The 19,495-nt window shown below is 41.1% G+C and carries 20 protein-coding genes; 13 read left to right on the plus strand and 7 right to left on the minus strand.

Annotated features, from left to right (window positions below; translation table 11 throughout):
• The first annotated feature begins 30 nt into the window (after positions 1-30).
• Entirely contained in the window at positions 31-1,197 is a 1,167-nt protein-coding gene (locus FLL46_RS23780) for an MFS transporter (protein WP_142934425.1), read from the plus strand.
• 106 nt (positions 1,198-1,303) lie between these two features.
• Here the strand turns inward: FLL46_RS23780 and FLL46_RS23785 are convergent, their stop codons facing one another.
• From FLL46_RS23785 to FLL46_RS23800, 4 genes are read right to left on the minus strand one after another with little or no spacing between them, the layout of a single operon-like run.
• The gene (locus FLL46_RS23785; RefSeq protein WP_168204303.1) at positions 1,304-2,620 is read right to left on the minus strand and encodes an alginate export family protein; all 1,317 of its coding nucleotides are present in this window, start codon (positions 2,618-2,620) and stop codon (positions 1,304-1,306) included.
• Positions 2,617-3,279: a leucine-rich repeat domain-containing protein gene (locus tag FLL46_RS23790; RefSeq protein ID WP_142934429.1), complete on the minus strand. Its 663-nt coding sequence runs from the start codon at positions 3,277-3,279 to the stop codon at positions 2,617-2,619. The genes FLL46_RS23785 and FLL46_RS23790 overlap by 4 nt, the downstream gene beginning before the upstream one ends.
• Entirely contained in the window at positions 3,272-4,018 is a 747-nt protein-coding gene (locus FLL46_RS23795) for an anti-sigma factor (RefSeq protein WP_142934431.1), read from the minus strand. The genes FLL46_RS23790 and FLL46_RS23795 overlap by 8 nt, the downstream gene beginning before the upstream one ends.
• Positions 3,988-4,554 carry an RNA polymerase sigma factor gene (locus tag FLL46_RS23800; RefSeq protein ID WP_142934432.1) on the minus strand — a complete coding sequence of 189 codons (567 nt, stop codon included), beginning with the start codon at positions 4,552-4,554 and terminating at the stop codon, positions 3,988-3,990. The genes FLL46_RS23795 and FLL46_RS23800 overlap by 31 nt, the downstream gene beginning before the upstream one ends.
• A 431-nt stretch (positions 4,555-4,985) precedes the next feature.
• On the opposite strand from FLL46_RS23800, the gene FLL46_RS27235 reads away from it, so the two are divergent.
• The 3 genes from FLL46_RS27235 (at position 4,986) to FLL46_RS23820 (ending at position 7,429) form a co-directional block, all read left to right on the plus strand.
• Positions 4,986-5,909 carry a calcium-binding protein gene (locus tag FLL46_RS27235; RefSeq protein WP_168204304.1) on the plus strand — a complete coding sequence of 308 codons (924 nt, stop codon included), beginning with the start codon at positions 4,986-4,988 and terminating at the stop codon, positions 5,907-5,909.
• Positions 5,910-5,963: 54 nt separating this feature from the next.
• Positions 5,964-6,734: a hypothetical protein gene (locus FLL46_RS23815; RefSeq protein ID WP_142934436.1), complete on the plus strand. Its 771-nt coding sequence runs from the start codon at positions 5,964-5,966 to the stop codon at positions 6,732-6,734.
• Positions 6,735-7,162: 428 nt separating this feature from the next.
• Positions 7,163-7,429 (plus strand): hypothetical protein, encoded by a 267-nt coding sequence (locus FLL46_RS23820; protein ID WP_142934438.1) that lies wholly within the window; start codon positions 7,163-7,165, stop codon positions 7,427-7,429.
• Between the two features lie 141 nt (positions 7,430-7,570).
• Here FLL46_RS23820 and FLL46_RS23825 read toward each other — a convergent pair whose 3' ends face one another.
• The 3 genes from FLL46_RS23825 to FLL46_RS23835 are packed head-to-tail and all read right to left on the minus strand — an operon-like array spanning position 7,571 to position 9,585.
• Positions 7,571-8,182, minus strand: a complete 612-nt coding sequence (locus tag FLL46_RS23825) for an outer membrane beta-barrel domain-containing protein (RefSeq protein WP_142934440.1) — start codon at positions 8,180-8,182, stop codon at positions 7,571-7,573.
• Entirely contained in the window at positions 8,152-8,898 is a 747-nt protein-coding gene (locus FLL46_RS23830; RefSeq protein ID WP_142934442.1) for an SH3 domain-containing protein, read from the minus strand. The genes FLL46_RS23825 and FLL46_RS23830 overlap by 31 nt, the downstream gene beginning before the upstream one ends.
• A gap of 33 nt (positions 8,899-8,931) precedes the next feature.
• Complete coding sequence (locus FLL46_RS23835) at positions 8,932-9,585, minus strand: outer membrane beta-barrel domain-containing protein (RefSeq protein ID WP_142934444.1); 654 nt, start codon at positions 9,583-9,585, stop codon at positions 8,932-8,934.
• A 453-nt stretch (positions 9,586-10,038) separates the two neighbouring features.
• Between FLL46_RS23835 and FLL46_RS23840 the strand changes: the two genes are divergently transcribed.
• The 9 genes from FLL46_RS23840 to FLL46_RS23880 are packed head-to-tail and all read left to right on the plus strand — an operon-like array spanning position 10,039 to position 19,339.
• A complete protein-coding gene (locus tag FLL46_RS23840) occupies positions 10,039-10,641 on the plus strand; it encodes an AraC family transcriptional regulator (RefSeq protein ID WP_142934446.1) in 603 nt (200 codons plus the stop codon).
• Between the two features lie 3 nt (positions 10,642-10,644).
• A complete protein-coding gene (locus FLL46_RS23845; RefSeq protein WP_210418811.1) occupies positions 10,645-12,432 on the plus strand; it encodes a tetratricopeptide repeat protein in 1,788 nt (595 codons plus the stop codon).
• A 2-nt stretch (positions 12,433-12,434) separates the two neighbouring features.
• Positions 12,435-15,344, plus strand: a complete 2,910-nt coding sequence (locus tag FLL46_RS23850; RefSeq protein ID WP_142934447.1) for a tetratricopeptide repeat protein — start codon at positions 12,435-12,437, stop codon at positions 15,342-15,344.
• A gap of 32 nt (positions 15,345-15,376) precedes the next feature.
• Positions 15,377-16,189 (plus strand): tetratricopeptide repeat protein, encoded by an 813-nt coding sequence (locus FLL46_RS23855; protein WP_142934449.1) that lies wholly within the window; start codon positions 15,377-15,379, stop codon positions 16,187-16,189.
• Positions 16,189-16,503 (plus strand): hypothetical protein, encoded by a 315-nt coding sequence (locus tag FLL46_RS23860; RefSeq protein ID WP_246119394.1) that lies wholly within the window; start codon positions 16,189-16,191, stop codon positions 16,501-16,503. The genes FLL46_RS23855 and FLL46_RS23860 overlap by 1 nt, the downstream gene beginning before the upstream one ends.
• Positions 16,504-16,510: 7 nt before the next feature.
• Complete coding sequence (locus tag FLL46_RS23865; RefSeq protein WP_142934451.1) at positions 16,511-17,209, plus strand: MotA/TolQ/ExbB proton channel family protein; 699 nt, start codon at positions 16,511-16,513, stop codon at positions 17,207-17,209.
• 7 nt (positions 17,210-17,216) lie between these two features.
• Positions 17,217-17,723, plus strand: coding sequence for an ExbD/TolR family protein (locus FLL46_RS23870; RefSeq protein WP_142934453.1), 507 nt, complete (start codon positions 17,217-17,219; stop codon positions 17,721-17,723).
• Positions 17,724-17,751: 28 nt separating this feature from the next.
• Positions 17,752-18,351, plus strand: a complete 600-nt coding sequence (locus FLL46_RS23875; protein ID WP_142934454.1) for an ExbD/TolR family protein — start codon at positions 17,752-17,754, stop codon at positions 18,349-18,351.
• A 10-nt stretch (positions 18,352-18,361) separates the two neighbouring features.
• Positions 18,362-19,339, plus strand: coding sequence for an AgmX/PglI C-terminal domain-containing protein (locus FLL46_RS23880; RefSeq protein WP_142934456.1), 978 nt, complete (start codon positions 18,362-18,364; stop codon positions 19,337-19,339).
• Positions 19,340-19,495: the final 156 nt, after the last annotated feature.

The following is a 19,495-nucleotide window of genomic DNA, read 5'->3' on the forward strand; positions in this document are numbered from 1 at the left end:
ACAAGACAGCAGCAATAAGGACTGTAGAGAATGAACTTTGAATGGTTGCGAAGTAGAAAAGCATTTTTGGTGACAACTCGAATATTAATGGCTTTCACTTTTGCCGGCTGGATGGCCATGTTAAATAATTTCGCTATCGAAAAAGCGGCGTTCACCGGCGCTGAAATCGGCATGTTGCAGAGTTTAAGGGAAATACCTGGTTTTATGGCGTTTACTGCCGTGTTTTTATTGTTAGTGATTAGTGAGCAGACACTCGCGCTGGTTTCACTTTGTTTGCTGAGTATTGGAGTAGCACTCACCGGGTTATTTCCGTTTGAGATTGGTCTTTACGCAACCACGGTATTAATGTCGATAGGATTTCACTATTTTGAAACGGTCAACAATTCCTTGTCGTTACAGTGGCTGAGTAAACAGGAAGCCCCTGCCGTTTTAGGTCAATTGATATCAGTCGGTTCCTTAGCCTCTCTGATAGCTTATGGCGCTATCTGGCTTTTCTTTTCGGTGGTAATGATCAGTTTCTCTTCTGCTTACTTGATCTTTGGCGGTATTGGATTCGTTTTATTTTTATGGTTATGGCTTGGGTTTCCAAAATTTGACTCTCCAGTTCAGCAAAATAAGAAACTCATTATTAGAAAAAGGTACTGGCTTTACTATTTACTGACTTTTTTTAGCGGTGCAAGAAGGCAGATTTTTATGGTTTTCGCCGGGTTTATGATGGTTGAAAAATTTGGTTACGATGCCTCTGACATTGCGCTGCTCTATATCGCTAATCATTTATTAAATCTTTATCTGGCGCCTAAGATTGGACACTGGATAGGGCGTATCGGAGAACGAAAAGCACTGACCTTTGAATACATTGGGCTTATTGTCGTATTTGTCAGTTATGGCTTAGTGCAAGACGCGCACGTAGCAGCTGCACTATATATTATTGACCACATATTTTTTGCTATGGCGATTGCGATAAAGACTTTTTTCCAGAAAATTGCTGATCCTGCGGACATTGCGTCGTCTTCAGGTGTTAGTTTTACGATTAACCATATTGCTGCAGTCGTTATTCCGGCCTCTTTTGGCATTATCTGGTTAGTGAATCCGTCAATGGTGTTTTATGCCGGTGCTTTGATGGCGTTTGTTTCGTTAGTTCTTTCGCAGCTGGTTGACAGTGAGCTTAAGAGTAAAACGGCTCTTGTTAATAGTTGAGTGCATGACTGTTATTTTTGGCTTGCCCATAAAAAGTTGATACCAGAGTTTTTTGAAATAAACAGAAAGAGGCCGTTTTTTCAGAAAGCTCGCTGGCTCATTCGTTTTATAAATTATATGAATACATCAAGAACATTTTCTTAACTGAATTGAGCACTATCTGTTGATCGGCCGCCGCCTCAAAGTCTGCATACCTAAGTTTCACTTCATGCTGCCGATTAGCTTTATAAACAAAATCAACATTAGTTTCATTACCGATGAGCATACTATTTTTAATACTACGATAACGATGATAGCGAACGTCAACGGTTATTGGACGCTGTTTCCATTGTAAGCGTATAACCTGGTCACTTAGACCTACTGATGGCGTGATGAGAAACTGATCGGCCCAGCCCTGAAATTTATGGAGAGTCGCCAGCGGTGTAATAAATGCCTGTCCGTCTTTCTCATTCAGTCGTTCTTGTCTCAGGCTGAGTTGTAATGAACGATAACGCGCGCCAAATTCAAACAAGCTATAACCAATCCAGTCATCTACTGATGATTCCTGCTGTTTTTGTGCTGCTAATTCGATATCAGCAAATAAACGAGTTCTGGCTATTTTTCGGCGATATTCAGCCCTGAGCCCTAGAGAACGATTAGAAAAAGCAGAAAATGTTTGGTTATGCACACTGTATAGATAGCTATTCAGCTCCAGATGATCCCATTCTTTTATCGCGAAATTAATCAGGTGTCCTTCAACACGGTGGTCACCACGAAGACCTGCCGGGCGGATGCCTGATAGTGCTTCAAAACGAGAATCTGTTGGGGACAATCGTGCTGTGGCATCATCGCCAAAAATTCGATTGACGTTAAAAATATAAGCGTAATCCAGTTGCGAGGCGGTTAGAAGATCTGATTTTAAAGATAGTGCGTCAAATGTCTGATCGTTTTGGCGAAAACCAACGCTGCCAACAAAACGCTCATCAGCAAATGTTATTTTCTGCCTGCCGGCACGTATTTGAAGATCATCAAAATTGGCGTTGAGAAAAGCTTCATTAATCTCTGTGCCTTCTGGATCCGCGATCACCAATTCTCCATTTGCTAGCACTCCGTCGCTATGGTGATCTTCTGCGTAAGCCTCAATATGGTCCAGTTCAAATTCGATACGCCAGTTATCATTAAAACGAGTTTTGGTATGAAGTCTGAATTTAGCAGTATTGGCATGGGCGGAAAGATTGCCTTGCTCAACTTGTTCATGACGAACACGTAAACCGAACTCGAATTCAGTACTGAAAAGTGCACTTATGGTTGAGTTGTTGTCGTCAATTTTATCGGGAAGATTCTCTGCGGCAGCGACAATTTGTTTGGCATTTATCAATCCCGTGAATAACAATGATAGAGCAGTGAACTTTAATGAATTGAAAAATCGATTACTAACAATCAATCCCAGTCCTCCATATTACCGTCGTGGCGCGCAGTCAGATCACTTTGATCATCGAGAAAATCATAAAACTCATCAGGCATTGGGTTTTGTCTTACGTCGAGGTAACGAAGTTCTGGAAGGTTTTTAATCTCGAGATATTCAAGTTGATTATTAAACAAATAGAGTTTGGTTAGCAGAGGCGTCGAAGCCAAATTCACTGAGTCAAGTTGATTGTCATTCGCTTTTAATTGAGTGAGTTGTGGCAAGTTATTGAAATTCAACTTGGTTAGCTGGTTTTTAAAAATATACACTTTTTGTAATTTCGGTAGCTGTGAAAGTATCAGCCGATTTAACCGATTCCCGGCGAGGTTCAGCGTCTCTAAATTTTTTAAATTTTTGATGTCGATAGTTTTAATTGTATTCTTGTAAAGGGATAATGATTTAATGTTTTCGAATTGCTGAATTCCTTCAGCCGATGTTATCTCTTGATTATGGCATTTTATTGATTCTACCTGTGCCGCCGTTTGCCATTGATGCTTTGCCATTAACTTCTCGATACATTGCCGAAATTTTGTATCCGCCACGCCAGCTAAAACTGGCGTGGCGTTAGTTTGACTGGATAAAATCAGATTAGCTAAAACTGAAATATAAATGGCTCGATTAAACAAAAATTTAAACATCGCGATCAGTCCTGGTTAGCCTTACACACAGACCTTTAGCCACTAAATTATCACTGGGCTCGTCAATTGGTGAGCCTCCTTCATCTTCAACCGTCAACAGCAAAGAGTCTGCATCTTTTACCAGACGCCACTCGGCTTCAGATAACTCTAGTACCTCGGTGTCACTGTTTGCGATAACCGAGATCGAGCGGATCTCTCCGTCACTTCTGGATACTGCCCACAGTTGAAAATCTTGATCTGCTTCTAGCCTGTTATCTTCCCAACGCAACCACATACGTCTCGCATCACCGCTGGCGACAGCGCTTAGTGCCGCCTTACCATCGTTGGTCGTCATCACCGCCATGTAGTCGATGGGTAATTTGCCGATACCATTTTCCTGATCGGTTTGAAATAGCGTGCTATTAAACATTAATAACACCGTCATCACGCCGGTTAATAACCACGGCAGCCAAAATAGTCGAGCTAACAATCCAGGCTTAGACTGATGCGATGATTGGGCGGTTGTGTTAATTCTATTTTCGATGGCCGACCAGTTATCTTTTGTCGGCGTTCGGGTTAATTCTGTTGTATTGAGATTCATAAGCCGCTCTTCCCACTCTGAGACCTGAAACCGAAGAGATTCATTCTGACGCATCAACGCTTCAAAATCAGTTCGAGCTTTTCCCCTTAACGTACCTACAACGTATTCAAATGCAGCGCTATCGTTATTCAGGCTATTTGCGTTTTCTGATCCAGACATTCTTTTAACCTTTTAGATCCCCGGTGTAACCAGGATTTAATGGTATTAACATTGGTGTTAAATTTGTTGGCAAGGTCGTCACGTGAATAGCCTTGTATGTATGCCATTGTAATACAAGTTCTAGCCCGTTCATTGAGCGTTTTCATGCAGGCAAGCAAATCTCCCTGCTGTTGACCGTGTACCGCCTTGTCTTCAGGAGAGCTGTTTTCCGCGTGTACTGAATCCAACTCAATATTTTCGGAACGATTCTCACTATGGCGTTTTTCTTTCGCCAAACGATCTAACGCACGATATCGAGTGATGCTAGTCAGCCAGGTTATTGGCTTGGATTTATCTGGGCGATAGTCGCCAGCATTGTTCCAGATTTGGACAAATGCTTCTTGCAAAACTTCATTGCTCAGATCGTCTGATCTGACAATATTGAAAGCCACGCGATTCAAGTAAGGAGATAAGCGCTCATAGAGTTGTTTTAGCGCTTGCTGATCCTTTAACGCACAACGGGCGAGGAGATCAATTAAAGCATCTTGGTCATGCATGAAAATTATCTATCCAGTTAATTTGTTACGTCCGGCATACCCGAAAACAGTTATCGAATATAAACCTATATCAAATATCAATCTATATCGAATCCCAATCTATATCGAATCCCAATCTACGTCACGGGCAAGCCGCCAAAGTAGTTTGCATCAAGCTATACGAGCTAGGCATAACATTATACGGACGAGTTGTAGGAAAAGTTGCATAAAAATTTCCGGTCCGAAATTCTCTTGTCTCGTCTTGAGCTTTCCTGATAGTAACTTGAATTCTAGAGAGGCTCTAAGTCCTTGGCTTCAGTCTAGCGAAAAATGTCGACTAGTTCCCATTCAACTTATTTTATAAAAAAAATTTCCAAGTACTGCAACCTTTACCTTCGGCTCCAGTATATCCATTCACAAAACAACCTTTAAAACCATATTGAGGACATACTATGAAAACCTCCAACAAAATGACGACCTCCAAAAAAACAATGTATTTTACCAAAACATTTCTGCTGAGTGGATTGTTTATCAATAACGCATTTGCTGAAGTGCTAATTGGAACCGACCAGAGCAGCGCGAGCAGCACGGAAAATGAAATCGTTTCTATCTATAGCGCAAATCGCGGCACGAATGGTGGTGGAGACCAGAGTCTGCAATTGGGAGACATGATAACCGGTAGCAACGATAGCGATGTTTTAATTGGCGGCCTTGGTATCGATATTCTCTTTGGCGGTCTCGGCGACGATATTCTCATTGGCGGCACTGAAGATTTTAATGGGTTCAATCGTGATAGAGCATTTGGCGAAGAAGGGGATGATAGTTTTCTTTGGGCGCCAGGGGATGGTAATGATTTTTTTGATGGCGGGCCTGGTACCGATGTTCTTTTTATGACCTTAATCGGTGAGTCGAAAGACTCAAACGGTAATACTGAACAAGCGCCTTTTTTCGCTGTTAGCCCGCCATCGCCTACCAATTTAAGAGATTTTGATGGCATTCATCTCAATGATCAAAATTTACCTGTAATCAATGTTCCTGCAGGACCGGGCTTTTGTGAAATTGTTGAGCAGGATGCGGAAAACAAAACAGCGTTGGAAGAGCTGGGTCTTGAGCACCTTATCAGGTTTGTTTTACGAGGACCTCGCGCTAACTTTGAATCAGAAGTAGCCGCAGATCCCAATCTGGACCCCGCGACGCTAGACGATGGGTTGAGGGTGGCGATTCACCTGAAAAATGTCGAGTTTCTTGTTTGTACTGGTAAAACTGCCGGCACTCAACAAATTTTCGATCTAAGGCAAGTACCTGCGCAAGAAGTCGACGCGTCACAACTTCCTTTACAGGCCTACCAGCTTCTTTCTGCTCCGATAGCAGACTAAATATTGTGACAAAAGAACCTGCTTAAAAATTGACAAAAAACCGGAGTTTATATCATGAAAATTAATACGACAAATGACAAGCTTTTAAACAATTCTCAACCGCACTTCATCGCTCAAAAACAGCAAAGGAAACAGCAAAATGACCGTTTCTTTTTTCGTTCAACAGCACTGATTGCTGCTGTGTTGGGCGTCTTATTGACAGGTTGTAGTAGCGATAGCAGTTATAACGATGACAATGATATTGAGCCAGATCCTGCGCCAACACCTAAACAGTTTAAGCCAGTTGAAGGAACGGACACCAACCAGAAAAATCGTCCTTTGTTATCTGCTAACCCGGGGGGACCGGGTGGTTCACCAAACCAAAGTTTACGAGCTGGCGACGTTTTAATCGGTGACGAGCAAGATGATATTCTTATCGGTGGTTTGGGAGTTGATGTGCTAATGGGTTATGACGGTGATGACATTCTTATTGGCGGCACTGAAGATTTTAATTCCAGTGTTAATGGTGATGGCAACGGATCTGACAATCGCGACAGAGCGTTTGGTCATAGTGGTAATGATGTTTTTATTTGGGCGCCGGGTGATGGAAGCGATTTTTTTGATGGCGGAGAAGGGACAGATGTCATCATCTTCGGTGTACTTGGAGAATCCAGGGATGCCGACGGTAATACCGAAGGCGCCCCTTTCTTTGCGGTTAACCCGCCCAATGGCAATCCAGGCAGTCAGGATTTTGATGGCATCCATCTTGATGAGAACAATCAGCCCAGAGTTCGTGTGTCGGAGTCACCGGGATTTTGCTCTGTTGTTGACGCGCTAGCCGCATAGAATAGTTTTGAAACACTTGATATTGATAATGTTGTCAGGTTTTCATTACGCGCAGTTGCCAATGCGTTTGATGCTGGTGAAAGAGAGGATGATGATGGCTTACGCGTTGCAGTTACGCTTAAAAATACCGAGTTTTTAGTTTGTACTCGACGCGAGCTGGATGCTAATAACGCCACAAACAATATTGAAGTCTTTGATATTCGTAGTGGCACGCCTTTAGCCGCGAACATATCCGATCTGCCCGAATATGTTCAAGTACTAATTCTGTAATATTTATTCTAAATCGATCATGTAGAGTAGATTAGTTTAGCTGGGCCGCAAGGAACGAGGCCCTTCATTTTATCTGATTCTTTTAATGAAGTCCGAGATAATGCAAAAAAATTCATAGCATTGTCTTTTGTTCGCAATTTAAACTGGAAAAATATTTGATGAAAATTACTTACCTAAATAACTGCAAACCACTCAACCAACACCAAATCGCCAACATTGAGCAAATAGGGAAAGCGTATGATAAGTTGCATGACATATTTGTCGAGTCCAATCACATTGGACACATTGCGACTATCGTCACAAACAAATACGCTGTCAATCCGGGACAGACAGCACGGTTAAAAATGGAACAGTTGAATTTATTTTCATCTTTAAATCTTCGCTGGCTTGAAACTTTCACCGATAAACTAGTGATAGGAATTTAATTTTCTTCAAATTTTGACCATAAAAACTGTTTCTACAAGCCTGACTTTTAATATCAAATCCTCTCTAACCCTCCTTTGCTAAAGGAGAGGATAACTGAGATTTATTCTTCGGCATTTCGAGAAATTTAAGCGCTTATCCTGTTAAAAAAGAACATTTAAGCTGACTGAAAACTGAGCATTGTGGGTACTTTCATCTTCAAGTAATAAACTTGAGTCATAAATATAATCACGGTAATCAAATTTTAAATTGTAGGTACGCGATAAACCGATTTGATATCCAATACCTACAGTGTAGGTAAAACTTTCTTCGCCACCAAAATCAGTATCTCCAATTCCTGCTACCAGGTATAACGAGGAGAGCTGCGCATCGGTGCCGCTAAAAAATTGTTCGCCCTGGTACAAGTTATAACCAACCAGAAAATCAAAATGTTGAAACTTTCGATCATCGCCCGAAAAAAGGGCACCCTGACTTTTTTCGAAAGAAGACAAACCTGCATCGGCAAACACGTAATTCAATTGCATAAAAATGTCTTCAGATGCAATAAAACCAGCGTTGATACCCGTTACAAATTCGCTGCCAAAATCTTGGATATTGATAATTCCTGTCGTCACACCAAGCTCAAATAACTCGTTGTCGAGTTGTTCAATCGAATCTATCGTGGTGACTTGTTCGGCTTGCGCTTCAGTGGCAGTAACTAAAGTGAATGTAGCAAGTGAAGCGCCTAAAAGAACGCGTTGAAACCAATGTGCCATCGATCTAATCTCTCATCGTCTTGTTCTGTGGAAACAGTATACTCACGGTAGCCTGCTCTAATTACAAAGTTACGGCCCAGGTAGAAATTTCCTCCTATGCCATATTGATAATATCCGGAATCTTCTATTGAAAGTGGAATTAACTTAGGTTGTACTGTGGTTTTCATGTTGCCGGTTCCAACAATGATTACTGGCGAAACAACCCAATCGGAATAGGGCTCAAATAAAAGATTGAGACCGTAATAACGACCTCTGACTTCTGAGTCATAGTATTTTCCAACTTCTAACTCAGTGCCAAACCACGAAAGCCACCTTTGCTCGCTGGTGAAGCTAAATGTTTGCGAACCTTTCAACTCTCCACCAGTAAATTGGCCGACATTAAAACCAAGGCTTAAACTATCTTCTAAATAATCACCATAGCTTACGCTTGGCAGATCAACGGGTTCTCCTGTTGGTTGAATAGTGCGTGCTATTTGAGAAGACTTTACCCAGCCGATACGGCCAGTACTTGACTTTATTTCATACCAATCGGGTCGGCGAGTAAGAAGATCTATCATTTCTCCCTGCTCAACAGTATAAATAATTGGATAACCGTCGCCCGGTCCTGTATGCATTTCCAGGTAGGGGTCAATCACTTCCAATCGGATCATAATATCTTTGGCCAGGCAAGAATATGAAGCCGTCAGTAATAGTGAAAGCCAGAGTATATATTTCATATTGATGTTTCCTTTAAATCCGATCTGACTTGGCTAAAACAGTAAATTAAGGCCGAGTGACATTTCAATATTATGAGTTCGTTTATCGTCGGCAAGAAAGTCGCGATTAACAACATGATCCTTAATTGACAAGTCCCAGGTTAACCAGTCAGTTAGCACTGTCTTATAAGAGGTACCAATGACCAAACCTGTTTCCGAGTTGCCGGCAAATTTCACTTCAGAGACACCCAAAAGAAAGTAGATATTGGAATCATATTTACTTTCCTTACTTAAAAAGGAGCGGCCATGAAAAAGCTTGTAGCCAGCGCTGACCGAAGTGTATTTAAAAGTTTCGTCAGATTTTCTTAAGAAATCACCGTCAACGACATCTTCAAATGTCGCCCGCCCAACCTTGGATTGTGCGCTTTCTAAACTGACGATGAAATCTTGATTGATGTGGTAGGTGAAGTTAATTCCTTGTGTCAGATTGCTATCGAAATCTTCAACCGCCAGGAATCCAGCTAGCAGTCCCAGTTCAAATTTTTCAGTATCAATCGCAGCCGCTTTAGCTGTGACCACATCTTTCTTCGGTTTAATAATTTTGACATCTTTTGATATTGGCTCTTCCGCTTTTACATTGTGCTGTAGAGAAAAAGTGCAAAATAAAAAAAGTGTTATTCTTTTTAGTGCGTGCTGGTAATTAGACATACCTATCCCATACCCTAAATGGCATTGTTTAAAAATATTGATATGCGCTCGGTGGAATAAAAGTCTGATGCGTTATCTTTTTTAGTAACGTGTTTTATTCCATGCATCAGTTACGATTTTAGCGATGATGAATTGTAACTAAACTCATTTCGAGTGCGAACGTGCGGCTTGCTTTCTTGTGAACTAAGTTCGATTTCTGAAAGATGTTGCACGAAAAATGTGACGGAGTTGGATCTATTTATAGATCGACATTCAGAAGAAAAGATGAATTTTGTATAGTGTTAGCAACGAAATAGTCGGTACCTGTTACAAGCTTCTCAGAGCGTTAGCTTTATTCCTTTTATTGTTCTCGAATTAGCCGATACCAAACGTAATTAATTGAAAAAATATCTAATTAATTGAACTTGTTCAGGCCCTGATAGGAAGAAAATTATCACTAGCGGATAGTAAAAAATGAATAAAATCATCTTATCTTTTTGGGTAGTACTAAGCACTATAAGCTTTACTGCTGAAACTGTTGAACCAAAAAATACTGATAATTCTAACCCTTCCGCCGAGGACGTTGGTAGCGAAAGAAGCCATAACCAGTCGGAGCAAGAGGCGTTAGCAACTTTGAGAAAAGTTTCCGCGGGGCTGCAGTCTCTAAAAAAGGACGTAGTTTCTCTGAACAAAGAGCTTCGTTTAACGGAAGAAAAAATTCTTTATCCCTCAAGTACCAAATTTACTGTATTTGTTTCATTGACCACAGGTCAGTTTTTCAAGCTTGAGAGTCTTAAGTTAAAGCTCGACGGAGAGCTGGTAACTTCCCATGTTTATTCCGAAAACCAACGGCAGGCAATGGCGCGAGGCGGAATTCAAAAGCTCTACCTGACTAACCTTAGCCCCGGTAAACATAATGTCACGGCATTTTTTACTGGAACAGATGTGAATGGTAGGGCACAGAAACTCGCAGAAACACTCGATTTTGAAAAAGGGCAGGCAGGTGAGTATCTGGAAATTGCAATAAGAGATAATGGTGATACCCAAGAACCCGTATTTAAGATGAAGCGGTGGTAGCTGATGTTGGGAAGATTTCTTATAAAGCATGATGTCAAACGCAACATGACTAAGTCAGTTCGCGGATTGAGTATCGCGCTTTATTGTAGCTGCGTTTCCGCTTTTTCAATGGCTTCGGTTAGTCATGGCGATGAGCATTCAAAACAAGACTTAGAATGGGGCGCAGTGCTTTTTGAGTATTATCAGAAAGATTATTTTTCCGCGCTGGTTGAATATGAATATGCAGCGACCATTGATAACACAATCGCTCAAAGCTTGTCAGGAAAATTACTACAAGGCGGAATGCTTTTATCTTACGGACTTGCAGATGAGTCTCACGAAATTTTTCAAGAGGCTTTAGAGCTCGGGGCAACACCAGGCATAAGAAATAGAGCCTGGTATTATTTAGCCAATCTTTACTATCATAAATCGCAACATGCTAAGGCGTTTGATGCCTTGCAACAGGTTCACGGTCAAATTCCTCAAGAGCTACATCCGGAATATCATTACCTGGCGACGCTGGTCAATAGTTCGGCCGAGCATATTGGTGTTGATGAAAGTATTTTAGACAGCTTGCCGGAGGAGCATCCACATTACCCTTACATTGTTTTCAATCTGGCCATTCAGCAACTTCGTGACGGGCAGGTACTGTTAGCGATTGAAAAATTAAAAAAGGTCGTTAGTTTTGAGCTGCAGAATGAAGAATTGGCAATATTGGCTGACCGGGCAAAGCATGGGTTAGCACAGATTGCGTTACAACAGGGACAGAACCTGATTGCGTGGAACCATTTGACTGCTATCCGCACCCATGGTCTGTATTCGAACAGAGCTTTGTTAACTTATGCCTGGACAGCGATTAAACTTAAACAATTCAATGATGCGGTAGCGGCTCTTGAAATTCTGAATAGTCGCTCAATTGCCATACCTGAAGTACAGGAAGCGAAAGTATTATTGGCTCATCTTTATGAACAGGAAGGTTCATCGCGCAAAGCGCTAAAAGCAAATTTACTCGCGATTGATGCATTTGAAGACGGCGTCGCGAAAGTTGATGTGGCCCGAACTATTATCGCCAAACAAGAAGTACCAAAAGAATTTATTCAAAATCTGGAGGTGATAATTGACGATACTGACTGGTTTGGATCACAGCCATCGGTTGATTATAAGAAACTCACACCTTTCCTGATTGACTTAATGTCGAGTAAGGTTCTGAACGAAACATTAAAGGAGCTTTCAGATCTTTACGCCATTCAAAGAAACCTGATTCATTGGGACAGACAAGCGAAGCAGCATCAATTAATTATTAAAAATGCTCAAAGTAAAAGCTTTGATAAGCAAGACAAAAATATATTAGATAAAAGTGAACAACTGAAGCGTTTACTGGATGATAAAAAGTCTGAATTAAAACTTCATGCACTGACGTTATCGGAAAAGCAACAACAGCGGTTTAGTGCACTACTTGAAAATATCGAAGGTGACCTGTCATTACTGACGAGCAAAGTTGATCGACTACAGTTGGTTGATAAGCCCTACCAACAACCTGAAGTTTACCTGCAACAGGTGAATGATAAACACCAGCAAATCAAGCAAAAGTTAAGAGAGACTAATCAATATGTTGCCATTCTTGAGCCTGTTGTTAGAAGTTTAGTTAATGCTGAACTTGATAAACACGAAGAGCGAATGCGGTATTACTGGGCACAGTCTCGTTTAGCCAAAGCCAGGCTTTATGACACCACGTTAATGACACTGGATAAAGCGAAGCACAAGGCAAAACAAAAACGTCAAGCCGCTGATAGTGATGGGAAGGATAAATAAGTATGAGTCGAATTATATACTGCTTGCTGTTAGTGACTATCATGCTGGGCTGTGCTGGCTCAGAACATCAGACGTTAGCCGATCTGAAATATAAGCCGGAGCAAGAAAAAGAAATTGTGCTGGAGCAACTAAGCCATGAAGAAGTCCGTAAAGAATACCAGGAGCTGTTAAGTTTATTTAAGGATGACGAGCTAAAAGAACAGATTGAGCGTCGCATTGCTGATGTTTACATGATTGAAAGCGGTGAGTCTCAGCTTAAAGCGGAGCCGAAAAAAAGTTATTACACCGAAGCCATAAAAAACTATCAGAATATTCTGGAAAAGTATCCGAATTCGCCAAACAATGCCGATGTCCTTTATCAATTAGCCAGGGCTTATGATATGGAAGGCAATCAAAAGCAGGCGATGAAGATGCTCATTCAGTTAACGAAATATCATCCTGCTTATGAAAATAACGCTGAAGCGCACTTTAGAATGGGCGATATCTACTTCTCTCGCAAAGAGTATCGAAATGCCGAAAATGAATTTAATATTGTCACGCAATATCAAAACCCCGAGTTAATGATTTATGCCCGCTATATGCTGGGGTGGGCTAACTACAAACAGCTAGATTATGATGAGAGTCTGGACGCGTTTGCGTTTGTACTTAATCAATTAATGGCAAAATCAAAGACCAGCGAGGCATTAACCAAAACTGAAAAGCCACTGATAAAAGATACCATCCATTCGATGAGTCTCGCGCTTTCTAAACATGGCGGCGCCGAAACCATTGAGAAAATTGCGCGCCTGCAAAATCAGCCACATATCTGGATGGTTTATAACGAGTTAGGTGATTATTACCTGGAAAAAGAGCGCTATGAAGATTCTGCTAAAACTTATCGCTTGTATGTCAATAAATACAACTACGCGGAAAAGGCGCCGGAGCTGCACCACAAGCTGATTCAAACTTACATTAAAGGCAGTTTTCCATTATTGGCATTAAAGGAGAAAGAATCCTATGTCGAGTTTTATGGACTTGGCTCTGATTATGTTAAAAATGTTGGAAAACTAAGCGATGAAATTCGCCAGCACCTGAAAGTCTATATTGAAGAATTAGCGCAGCATTATCACAATCAGGGGCAAGGCATTCAAAAGTCACTTGCCAAGTTAGATAAGGCATTAGAAAAAGATAAGTCCAAGGAAAAGACTGTAAAGTTAAGTGCTGTTGCTGCTAAGAGACACGCTGAGTTATCTGAGAAAGAAATCATAGCGTTTAATCGCGCCGCTCATTTTTATACCGAATATTTAAAAACATTCCCGAATGACGAAAAGTTCGGTGAAATGACCTATTTGCGGGCAGAGGTACTTTTTCAGGCCGAGCGCTTTGCCGATGCTATTCGAGATTATGAAGCCGTCGCCTATGAAATAGATAACAGGGCTAATCAATCGTCAGAAAGTCAGGCACAATCAAATCCGGTTGCCAAATTTTCAGCTGACGCTGGATATGCAGCGATAATTTCTTATCAGAAACATATTGATCAAATTACTCAGCAAGGCAGTGCCGCAGAATGGCAAGCGAAAGCGGTTGAAAGCATGTTGCGTTTCGCCACTAAGTTTCATAACGACAAGCGCTCGCCAACCGTTCTAACAAATGCTGCAGAGTATTTATTTACCCTGAATGAGTTTGCACGAGCATTGCAGGTAGCCGGACAACTGGTTGCAAATAATCCGAAGTTGGACGCAACTTTAAAGAAAACAGCTTATGGCATTATGGCTCACTCGAATTTTAAGTTAGAGCAATACCAGGCAGCAGAAGATAACTATATCAACCAGCGTGCTTTGACAAAACAAGGCAGTGACGAGTACAAAAAAATTACTGAGAGGCTTGCGACGGCAATTTACAAAAAGTCTGAACAACTCATTGCAATCAAGCAAAGTGATACGGCAATTGAACAGCTTCTTAAAATTACCAAATTGGCGCCAGATTCCTCGGTTCGAGTAACAGCTCAATACGACGCAACGCGGTTGTTGTTATCAGCAAAACGCTGGGATGAGTCAATAACGCAATTGACCCAACTGATTGAATTGTTTCCAAAGTATGTTCATGCCCAAGATATTAAACGTAAGCTCGCTTTTGCGTACGAACAGAACACTAATTGGACGCTGGCGGCAGAACACTATCTAACACTGAGTAAGAAAGATCCCGACGAAGAAGTTCGCAGAGATAGTTTGTTTCTGGCTGCGAAAATGAATAAGAACAGCAAGAATTACGAGACGTCAATTAAGTTATTTAAGCGGTATGCCAGAACCTATGAACAGCCGTTTGCTGTGCGTATGGAGGCACGGTATAACCTGGCCGATCTATATGAAAAAACTGATGACATTTCTAAACAGTTATTCTGGCTAAGGCGAATCATTGAAGGCGATGCAAAAGGAGGAGAGCAGCGTAATTCAAGAAGCCGTTGGTTGGGGGCATGGGCAAACGTGAAGTATGGTGATTATTTTTCCTCTGAGTTTAAAAAGCGGCGGTTGACATTACCACTGGCTAAAAGTCTGCCAAAGAAAAACAAGGCCTTGAGTCAGGCCACTCAGCGTTATCAAAAAGCGGCTGATTACGGAATTCTTGAGTTCGTTACTATGACCAGCGTCAAGACGGCTGACTTGTACCAAACCTTAGTAGCGGAGCTGAGAAAATCACCAGTTCCCAAAGGCTTGTCAGGATCAGAAGTGTCAGCTTATCGAGAAATTATCGAAGAGCAGGCGGCACCTCTAATGGAGGCCGTTTTGGAATTGCATGAAGGCAATGTGATGAGAGCATGGGAAGGCGAGTTTGACGAATGGATTGAGAAGAGTTTTATCGCTATGGGTCGATTGTATCCAGAGCGTTTTGCAAAGACAGAAGTGATCGTGAGTTATGGCGATGAAATTTGGTAATTCTCTGGCAGTTCAAGGTTACAGGTAAATTTATGAAGTTAGTTAGCATTAAAATTTATATAGTAATGGCCATAGGGCTTGGAGTTTTGGGCGGTTGTAGTTCTACGCCTAAAATTGCCGAAATTTCTATTGTAACCGACCAGGCGATAACTCCTGAAGTTTTGAGCACTGAAAAATACTTACCATTTATTCAAGTTAACGAAGAAACCGGTAAAAGATTACCATATGCGTCAAAACAAAATCCCTATCTCAAAGAAAAAGGACAGCTCGATAAAAATATTGTTGTGCAATTCATCGAAGCTCGTCGCGCGATCAAGTTAAAAAAGTTTGTACAAGCTGAGAAAATATTGCTGTCAATAAGCGAACAAAATACACAGTTATCGGGCCCGGTTGTTTTGTTGGGAGATATTGCAAAACTAAAACAGCAGACAAAGGCGGCGATAAAATATTATGCGCAAGCTATTTCGGTTAATTCGAATAACGTCAACGCTTATATCAAGTTAGCGAAAATGCAAAGGGAGTCTGGCTTGTTTAAACATGCGCAGAATACTTATGCAAAAGCGCTTTCGAAGTGGAGCGACTTTCCTGAGGCGCACCTCAATTTGTCGATCTTATATGACGTCTATTTAAATCAACCTGAAATCGCACAGAAGCACATGGAAGCCTATCAATTATTGGCTAAGCAAAAGCATGCGAAAGTCGATAGCTGGTTAAAAGATATTCGCCAGCGAACCAATCAGGCGAATTATATTGAGCAAGATGCCCAACAAAAAGAACAGGTTATTCTAGCCAGGCTTGCAGCGGAGCAAGCGGAAAACAGCCAAGACAAAAAGGGAGACTCCTGATGAAAAGTGAGTTTATTCTCGCGTTATCTTTGTCAATCTTGTCGCTACCATTGAGTGCCAATGAGGATGAAGAGTCAGGTCCTACATCAATAAAACTGGAATCGAGTTTTATTGGTGATAAAGAACAACCTTCGGTGAGTTACTTTATTCCGTGGGAAGGAATTGGAACACCGGATAAGTTACAGTGGCAAATCAGCGACAAAATTGATCGCACATTGGATTTAGTTGATCGAAAAGTGATGCTTCGCTCAACGGCTATTTATCAAGAATTAAAGTTAGAAACGAATTTAAAAGTTAAACCTGAGAGTAAATGAGGTCGTTATGTCAGATATCTACAGTACTATTGTCAAATTTTTTCAAGAAGGTGGATTGTTTATCTATCCTATTTCAATCGTTCTGGCGATAGGATTAATTATCAGTCTTGAAAGGTGGCTTTTTCTTTCACGAGAGAAAGCAAGAAACATTAAAGCCTTTGATAGTTTTCTTCCGTTATTAAGAACTTCAGATTTAGAAAAAATGCAGCTTTACACCCGAGAAAACACTGCGCCTATCACCCGAGTGATCGGATGTGGCTTAGACATGATGAAAGTCACCAAGCATCGCGCAGATGTCGAGCACTCAATGAGTGAGGGGATGTTAGAGACTATGCCTCGTTTTGAAACACGAACAGGCTATCTTTCTGTTTTAGCGAACATTGCAACGTTGCTAGGTTTATTAGGAACAATCATCGGTTTGATTGGTGCATTTACTGCCGTCGCTAGTGCCGACCCTGCAGAAAAATCATCCTTGTTATCGGCATCGATTTCGGTAGCAATGAATACCACTGCGTTTGGATTGATTGTCGCCATTCCGCTACTTGCTTTCCATTCGTTGTTGCAAAATAAGACGGCTGCAATTATCGGTAGCATCGAAATGGCTGCGGTAAAGTTTTTGAATATTATGACCTACAACAAAGCAATTTATGCGGGCGCACCAGTTGTTGAAGGTACACCACAAGAAGCCGAAGCTGCTGCGGAATGAGGTAACTATGGCATTTAATTTTCGAGAATATAGTCGCGAGGATGCTGAACTGGATGTCACGGCGTTTATGAATTTAATGATCGTGTTAGTGCCAGTCATGTTGTTGAGCTTAACCTTTACACAAATTACTGTGCATGAGATTAGCTTACCATCTTTAACGCCTAGTTCTGAGAGTGCGCAGGAAAAACCTTCACAGTTGGAGGTTATGTTGACTGCCGAAGAGGGGATTAAAGTTTTTTATCCCGGCAACGTACTGATTCAAACAATACCGATGAAAATGGTTGAAGAGCAAAAAACTTATGATTTCGCTTACTTGTCATTGGTGCTGCAGAAAGTAAAGCAGCAGCTGGCAGATAAACGAGACGTGTTGATTCTTTCTGAACCCGGTGTTGATTATCAAACGCTCGTCTCAACGATGGATGCGGTTAAATCCCATAAAACGGTCGTAGCAGCCAGTTTGGTAGAGATTGAATTATTTCCAGAGATTTCTCTGGCTGAAACAAGCATTAAATGACAAGTATTAATTAAAAAGTATTAATAATATGGCTAATCCAAATTTAAGTGCGAACAATACCAGTTTGAGTTCAACAAGCCTTGGCTTTAACAAAATTAAAAAGCCAGTGTTTGCGACTAAGTTAAATCTGGTTGCTTTGATGGATATATTTACTATTCTGGTTTTTTTTCTGTTGCTCAATGCGGGCGACAGTCAAAAATTGGAAAATGCCAAGTTTGTTAAACTTCCAGATTCAAGTGCTGATACAGCGCCGCATGTGGAAGCAATTATTATGATTGGCGAGGATGATATCTGGTTGAATGATAAACAGGTTGTTCAGGTTGATGACCTGCTTAACTCTTCTGACGATTCGATAGAAAAAGTATTTTCTGAAGCGCTAGCTGGTTATAAAGAAAGGCGCGGTGAATTATCTGCATACGAAAAAGAAAATGGGTTGACGGTGACTATTATGGGCGATAAAGATGTTTCATTTAGCTTATTAAAACGAGTCATGACTATTTGCAGCGAAAATGATTTTCGTGAAATATCACTAGCAGTTAACCGAATTGCGACTCAATCTTTTTTAACTGTATCTGGTGACGCTGAACAAGCGTTACCTATCGATGCAATTGATTTGACTGCCAATTAGGGAGGTTGAAATGAGCTCGACACTAACCTTACAACCGCTGGCGTTAGATTTAGCTTTACCATGGAAACCGCTGGTAGAACAAGAAGAGAAATTTAAACGGTGGAGCATAAGGGCCGCTATCTTTTTGTTGGTACTGTTTATTATCGTTCCTTTTTTACCCGTTTTTGAAGCGGAGTTAATTCCAAAAGAAAGGCTTGTTAAAACGAAAGTTATTTTAGAGCGAAAAGAAATTCCAACGCCGAAGGCCGAAGTTGTAAAAAGCCGTCCTAAACCTGTGGTAAAACCAAAGCCGGAAAAAGTAAAACCAAAGGTCAAGAAAGAAAAAGCGAAACCAAAATTAGGAAATAACAAAGCTAAATCGGTAAAAAAGAAACCAGTTAGCACCAAAGCTTCAGTCGCCAAGTCTCATGGTTTAGCGAAGGTATCTAGTGAGCTGAATGCTTTGCGAGGTGCGCTCAATGTTGCTGGAATGAAAAAGAAAAAAATCACCAGTAAAAATGCAGGGATCGTCGCCACTGTTAGTCATAAAAAATTAGGCGAAAATACTGCCAACAGAAGGGCGACAGGGATCAGTGTTAATGAGAACTTGATGAAAGGAGAGGTGTCCAAGCTCGCTGCTCATCAAACTACGGCTGTTGACGGTGTTGTTACCGAAGGTGTGTCGAATGGAACGGTTGAATATCGCAGCTATAAAAGCGGGCAGCGTGATATGGACAGTATTCGACGAATTTTTGAAGAGAAAAAAGGCGCTATTTATGCTTTGTACAACCGAGCGCTTGATGAATATCCAGACTTAAACGGAAAATTTGTGTTTCGTTTAGTTATTTTGCCAAGTGGAAAAATAACCGGGCTTAAGTTGGTCTCCAGCGAGCTTTCGCTAAATAGTTTAGAACAAGATATGTTAAGCAGAATTCAACAAATTGATTTTGGGCCTGATGATGTTTCCTCAACTGAGGTCGAATATAAATTCGTGTTTATCCCAAGTTAGTGCTTAACTTTGAGTGAATATTTATTGAAAACTTCCATCTATTAATGGAAGATAGTACCGCTTTGAATTTAATATTTAGAACGGTCGAATTTCGATAAATTATTTTTTTGAGAAGTCATGAAACTTTTCGATGAACGGTATATTCTCTTGTATTCT

It is taken from the genome of Aliikangiella coralliicola (genome assembly GCF_007004725.1).
In the GTDB taxonomy this organism is placed as follows: domain Bacteria; phylum Pseudomonadota; class Gammaproteobacteria; order Enterobacterales; family Kangiellaceae; genus Aliikangiella; species Aliikangiella coralliicola.

What these genes read in the sequence shown, in the direction of transcription:
- FLL46_RS23795 (WP_142934431.1), bottom strand. Translation starts at nt 4,018, where the DNA reads ATGTCTGGATCAGAAAACGCAAATAGCCTGAATAACGATAGCGCTGCA.
- FLL46_RS23860 (WP_246119394.1), top strand. Translation starts at nt 16,189, where the DNA reads ATGAAAAGTGAGTTTATTCTCGCGTTATCTTTGTCAATCTTGTCGCTA.
- FLL46_RS23800 (WP_142934432.1), bottom strand. Translation starts at nt 4,554, where the DNA reads ATGCATGACCAAGATGCTTTAATTGATCTCCTCGCCCGTTGTGCGTTA.
- FLL46_RS23845 (WP_210418811.1), top strand. Translation starts at nt 10,645, where the DNA reads ATGTTGGGAAGATTTCTTATAAAGCATGATGTCAAACGCAACATGACT.
- FLL46_RS23850 (WP_142934447.1), top strand. Translation starts at nt 12,435, where the DNA reads ATGAGTCGAATTATATACTGCTTGCTGTTAGTGACTATCATGCTGGGC.
- FLL46_RS23875 (WP_142934454.1), top strand. Translation starts at nt 17,752, where the DNA reads ATGGCTAATCCAAATTTAAGTGCGAACAATACCAGTTTGAGTTCAACA.
- FLL46_RS23830 (WP_142934442.1), bottom strand. Translation starts at nt 8,898, where the DNA reads ATGAAATATATACTCTGGCTTTCACTATTACTGACGGCTTCATATTCT.
- FLL46_RS23835 (WP_142934444.1), bottom strand. Translation starts at nt 9,585, where the DNA reads ATGTCTAATTACCAGCACGCACTAAAAAGAATAACACTTTTTTTATTT.
- FLL46_RS23790 (WP_142934429.1), bottom strand. Translation starts at nt 3,279, where the DNA reads ATGTTTAAATTTTTGTTTAATCGAGCCATTTATATTTCAGTTTTAGCT.
- FLL46_RS23820 (WP_142934438.1), top strand. Translation starts at nt 7,163, where the DNA reads ATGAAAATTACTTACCTAAATAACTGCAAACCACTCAACCAACACCAA.
- FLL46_RS23865 (WP_142934451.1), top strand. Translation starts at nt 16,511, where the DNA reads ATGTCAGATATCTACAGTACTATTGTCAAATTTTTTCAAGAAGGTGGA.
- FLL46_RS23815 (WP_142934436.1), top strand. Translation starts at nt 5,964, where the DNA reads ATGAAAATTAATACGACAAATGACAAGCTTTTAAACAATTCTCAACCG.
- FLL46_RS23780 (WP_142934425.1), top strand. Translation starts at nt 31, where the DNA reads ATGAACTTTGAATGGTTGCGAAGTAGAAAAGCATTTTTGGTGACAACT.
- FLL46_RS27235 (WP_168204304.1), top strand. Translation starts at nt 4,986, where the DNA reads ATGAAAACCTCCAACAAAATGACGACCTCCAAAAAAACAATGTATTTT.
- FLL46_RS23840 (WP_142934446.1), top strand. Translation starts at nt 10,039, where the DNA reads ATGAATAAAATCATCTTATCTTTTTGGGTAGTACTAAGCACTATAAGC.
- FLL46_RS23825 (WP_142934440.1), bottom strand. Translation starts at nt 8,182, where the DNA reads ATGGCACATTGGTTTCAACGCGTTCTTTTAGGCGCTTCACTTGCTACA.
- FLL46_RS23880 (WP_142934456.1), top strand. Translation starts at nt 18,362, where the DNA reads ATGAGCTCGACACTAACCTTACAACCGCTGGCGTTAGATTTAGCTTTA.
- FLL46_RS23870 (WP_142934453.1), top strand. Translation starts at nt 17,217, where the DNA reads ATGGCATTTAATTTTCGAGAATATAGTCGCGAGGATGCTGAACTGGAT.
- FLL46_RS23855 (WP_142934449.1), top strand. Translation starts at nt 15,377, where the DNA reads ATGAAGTTAGTTAGCATTAAAATTTATATAGTAATGGCCATAGGGCTT.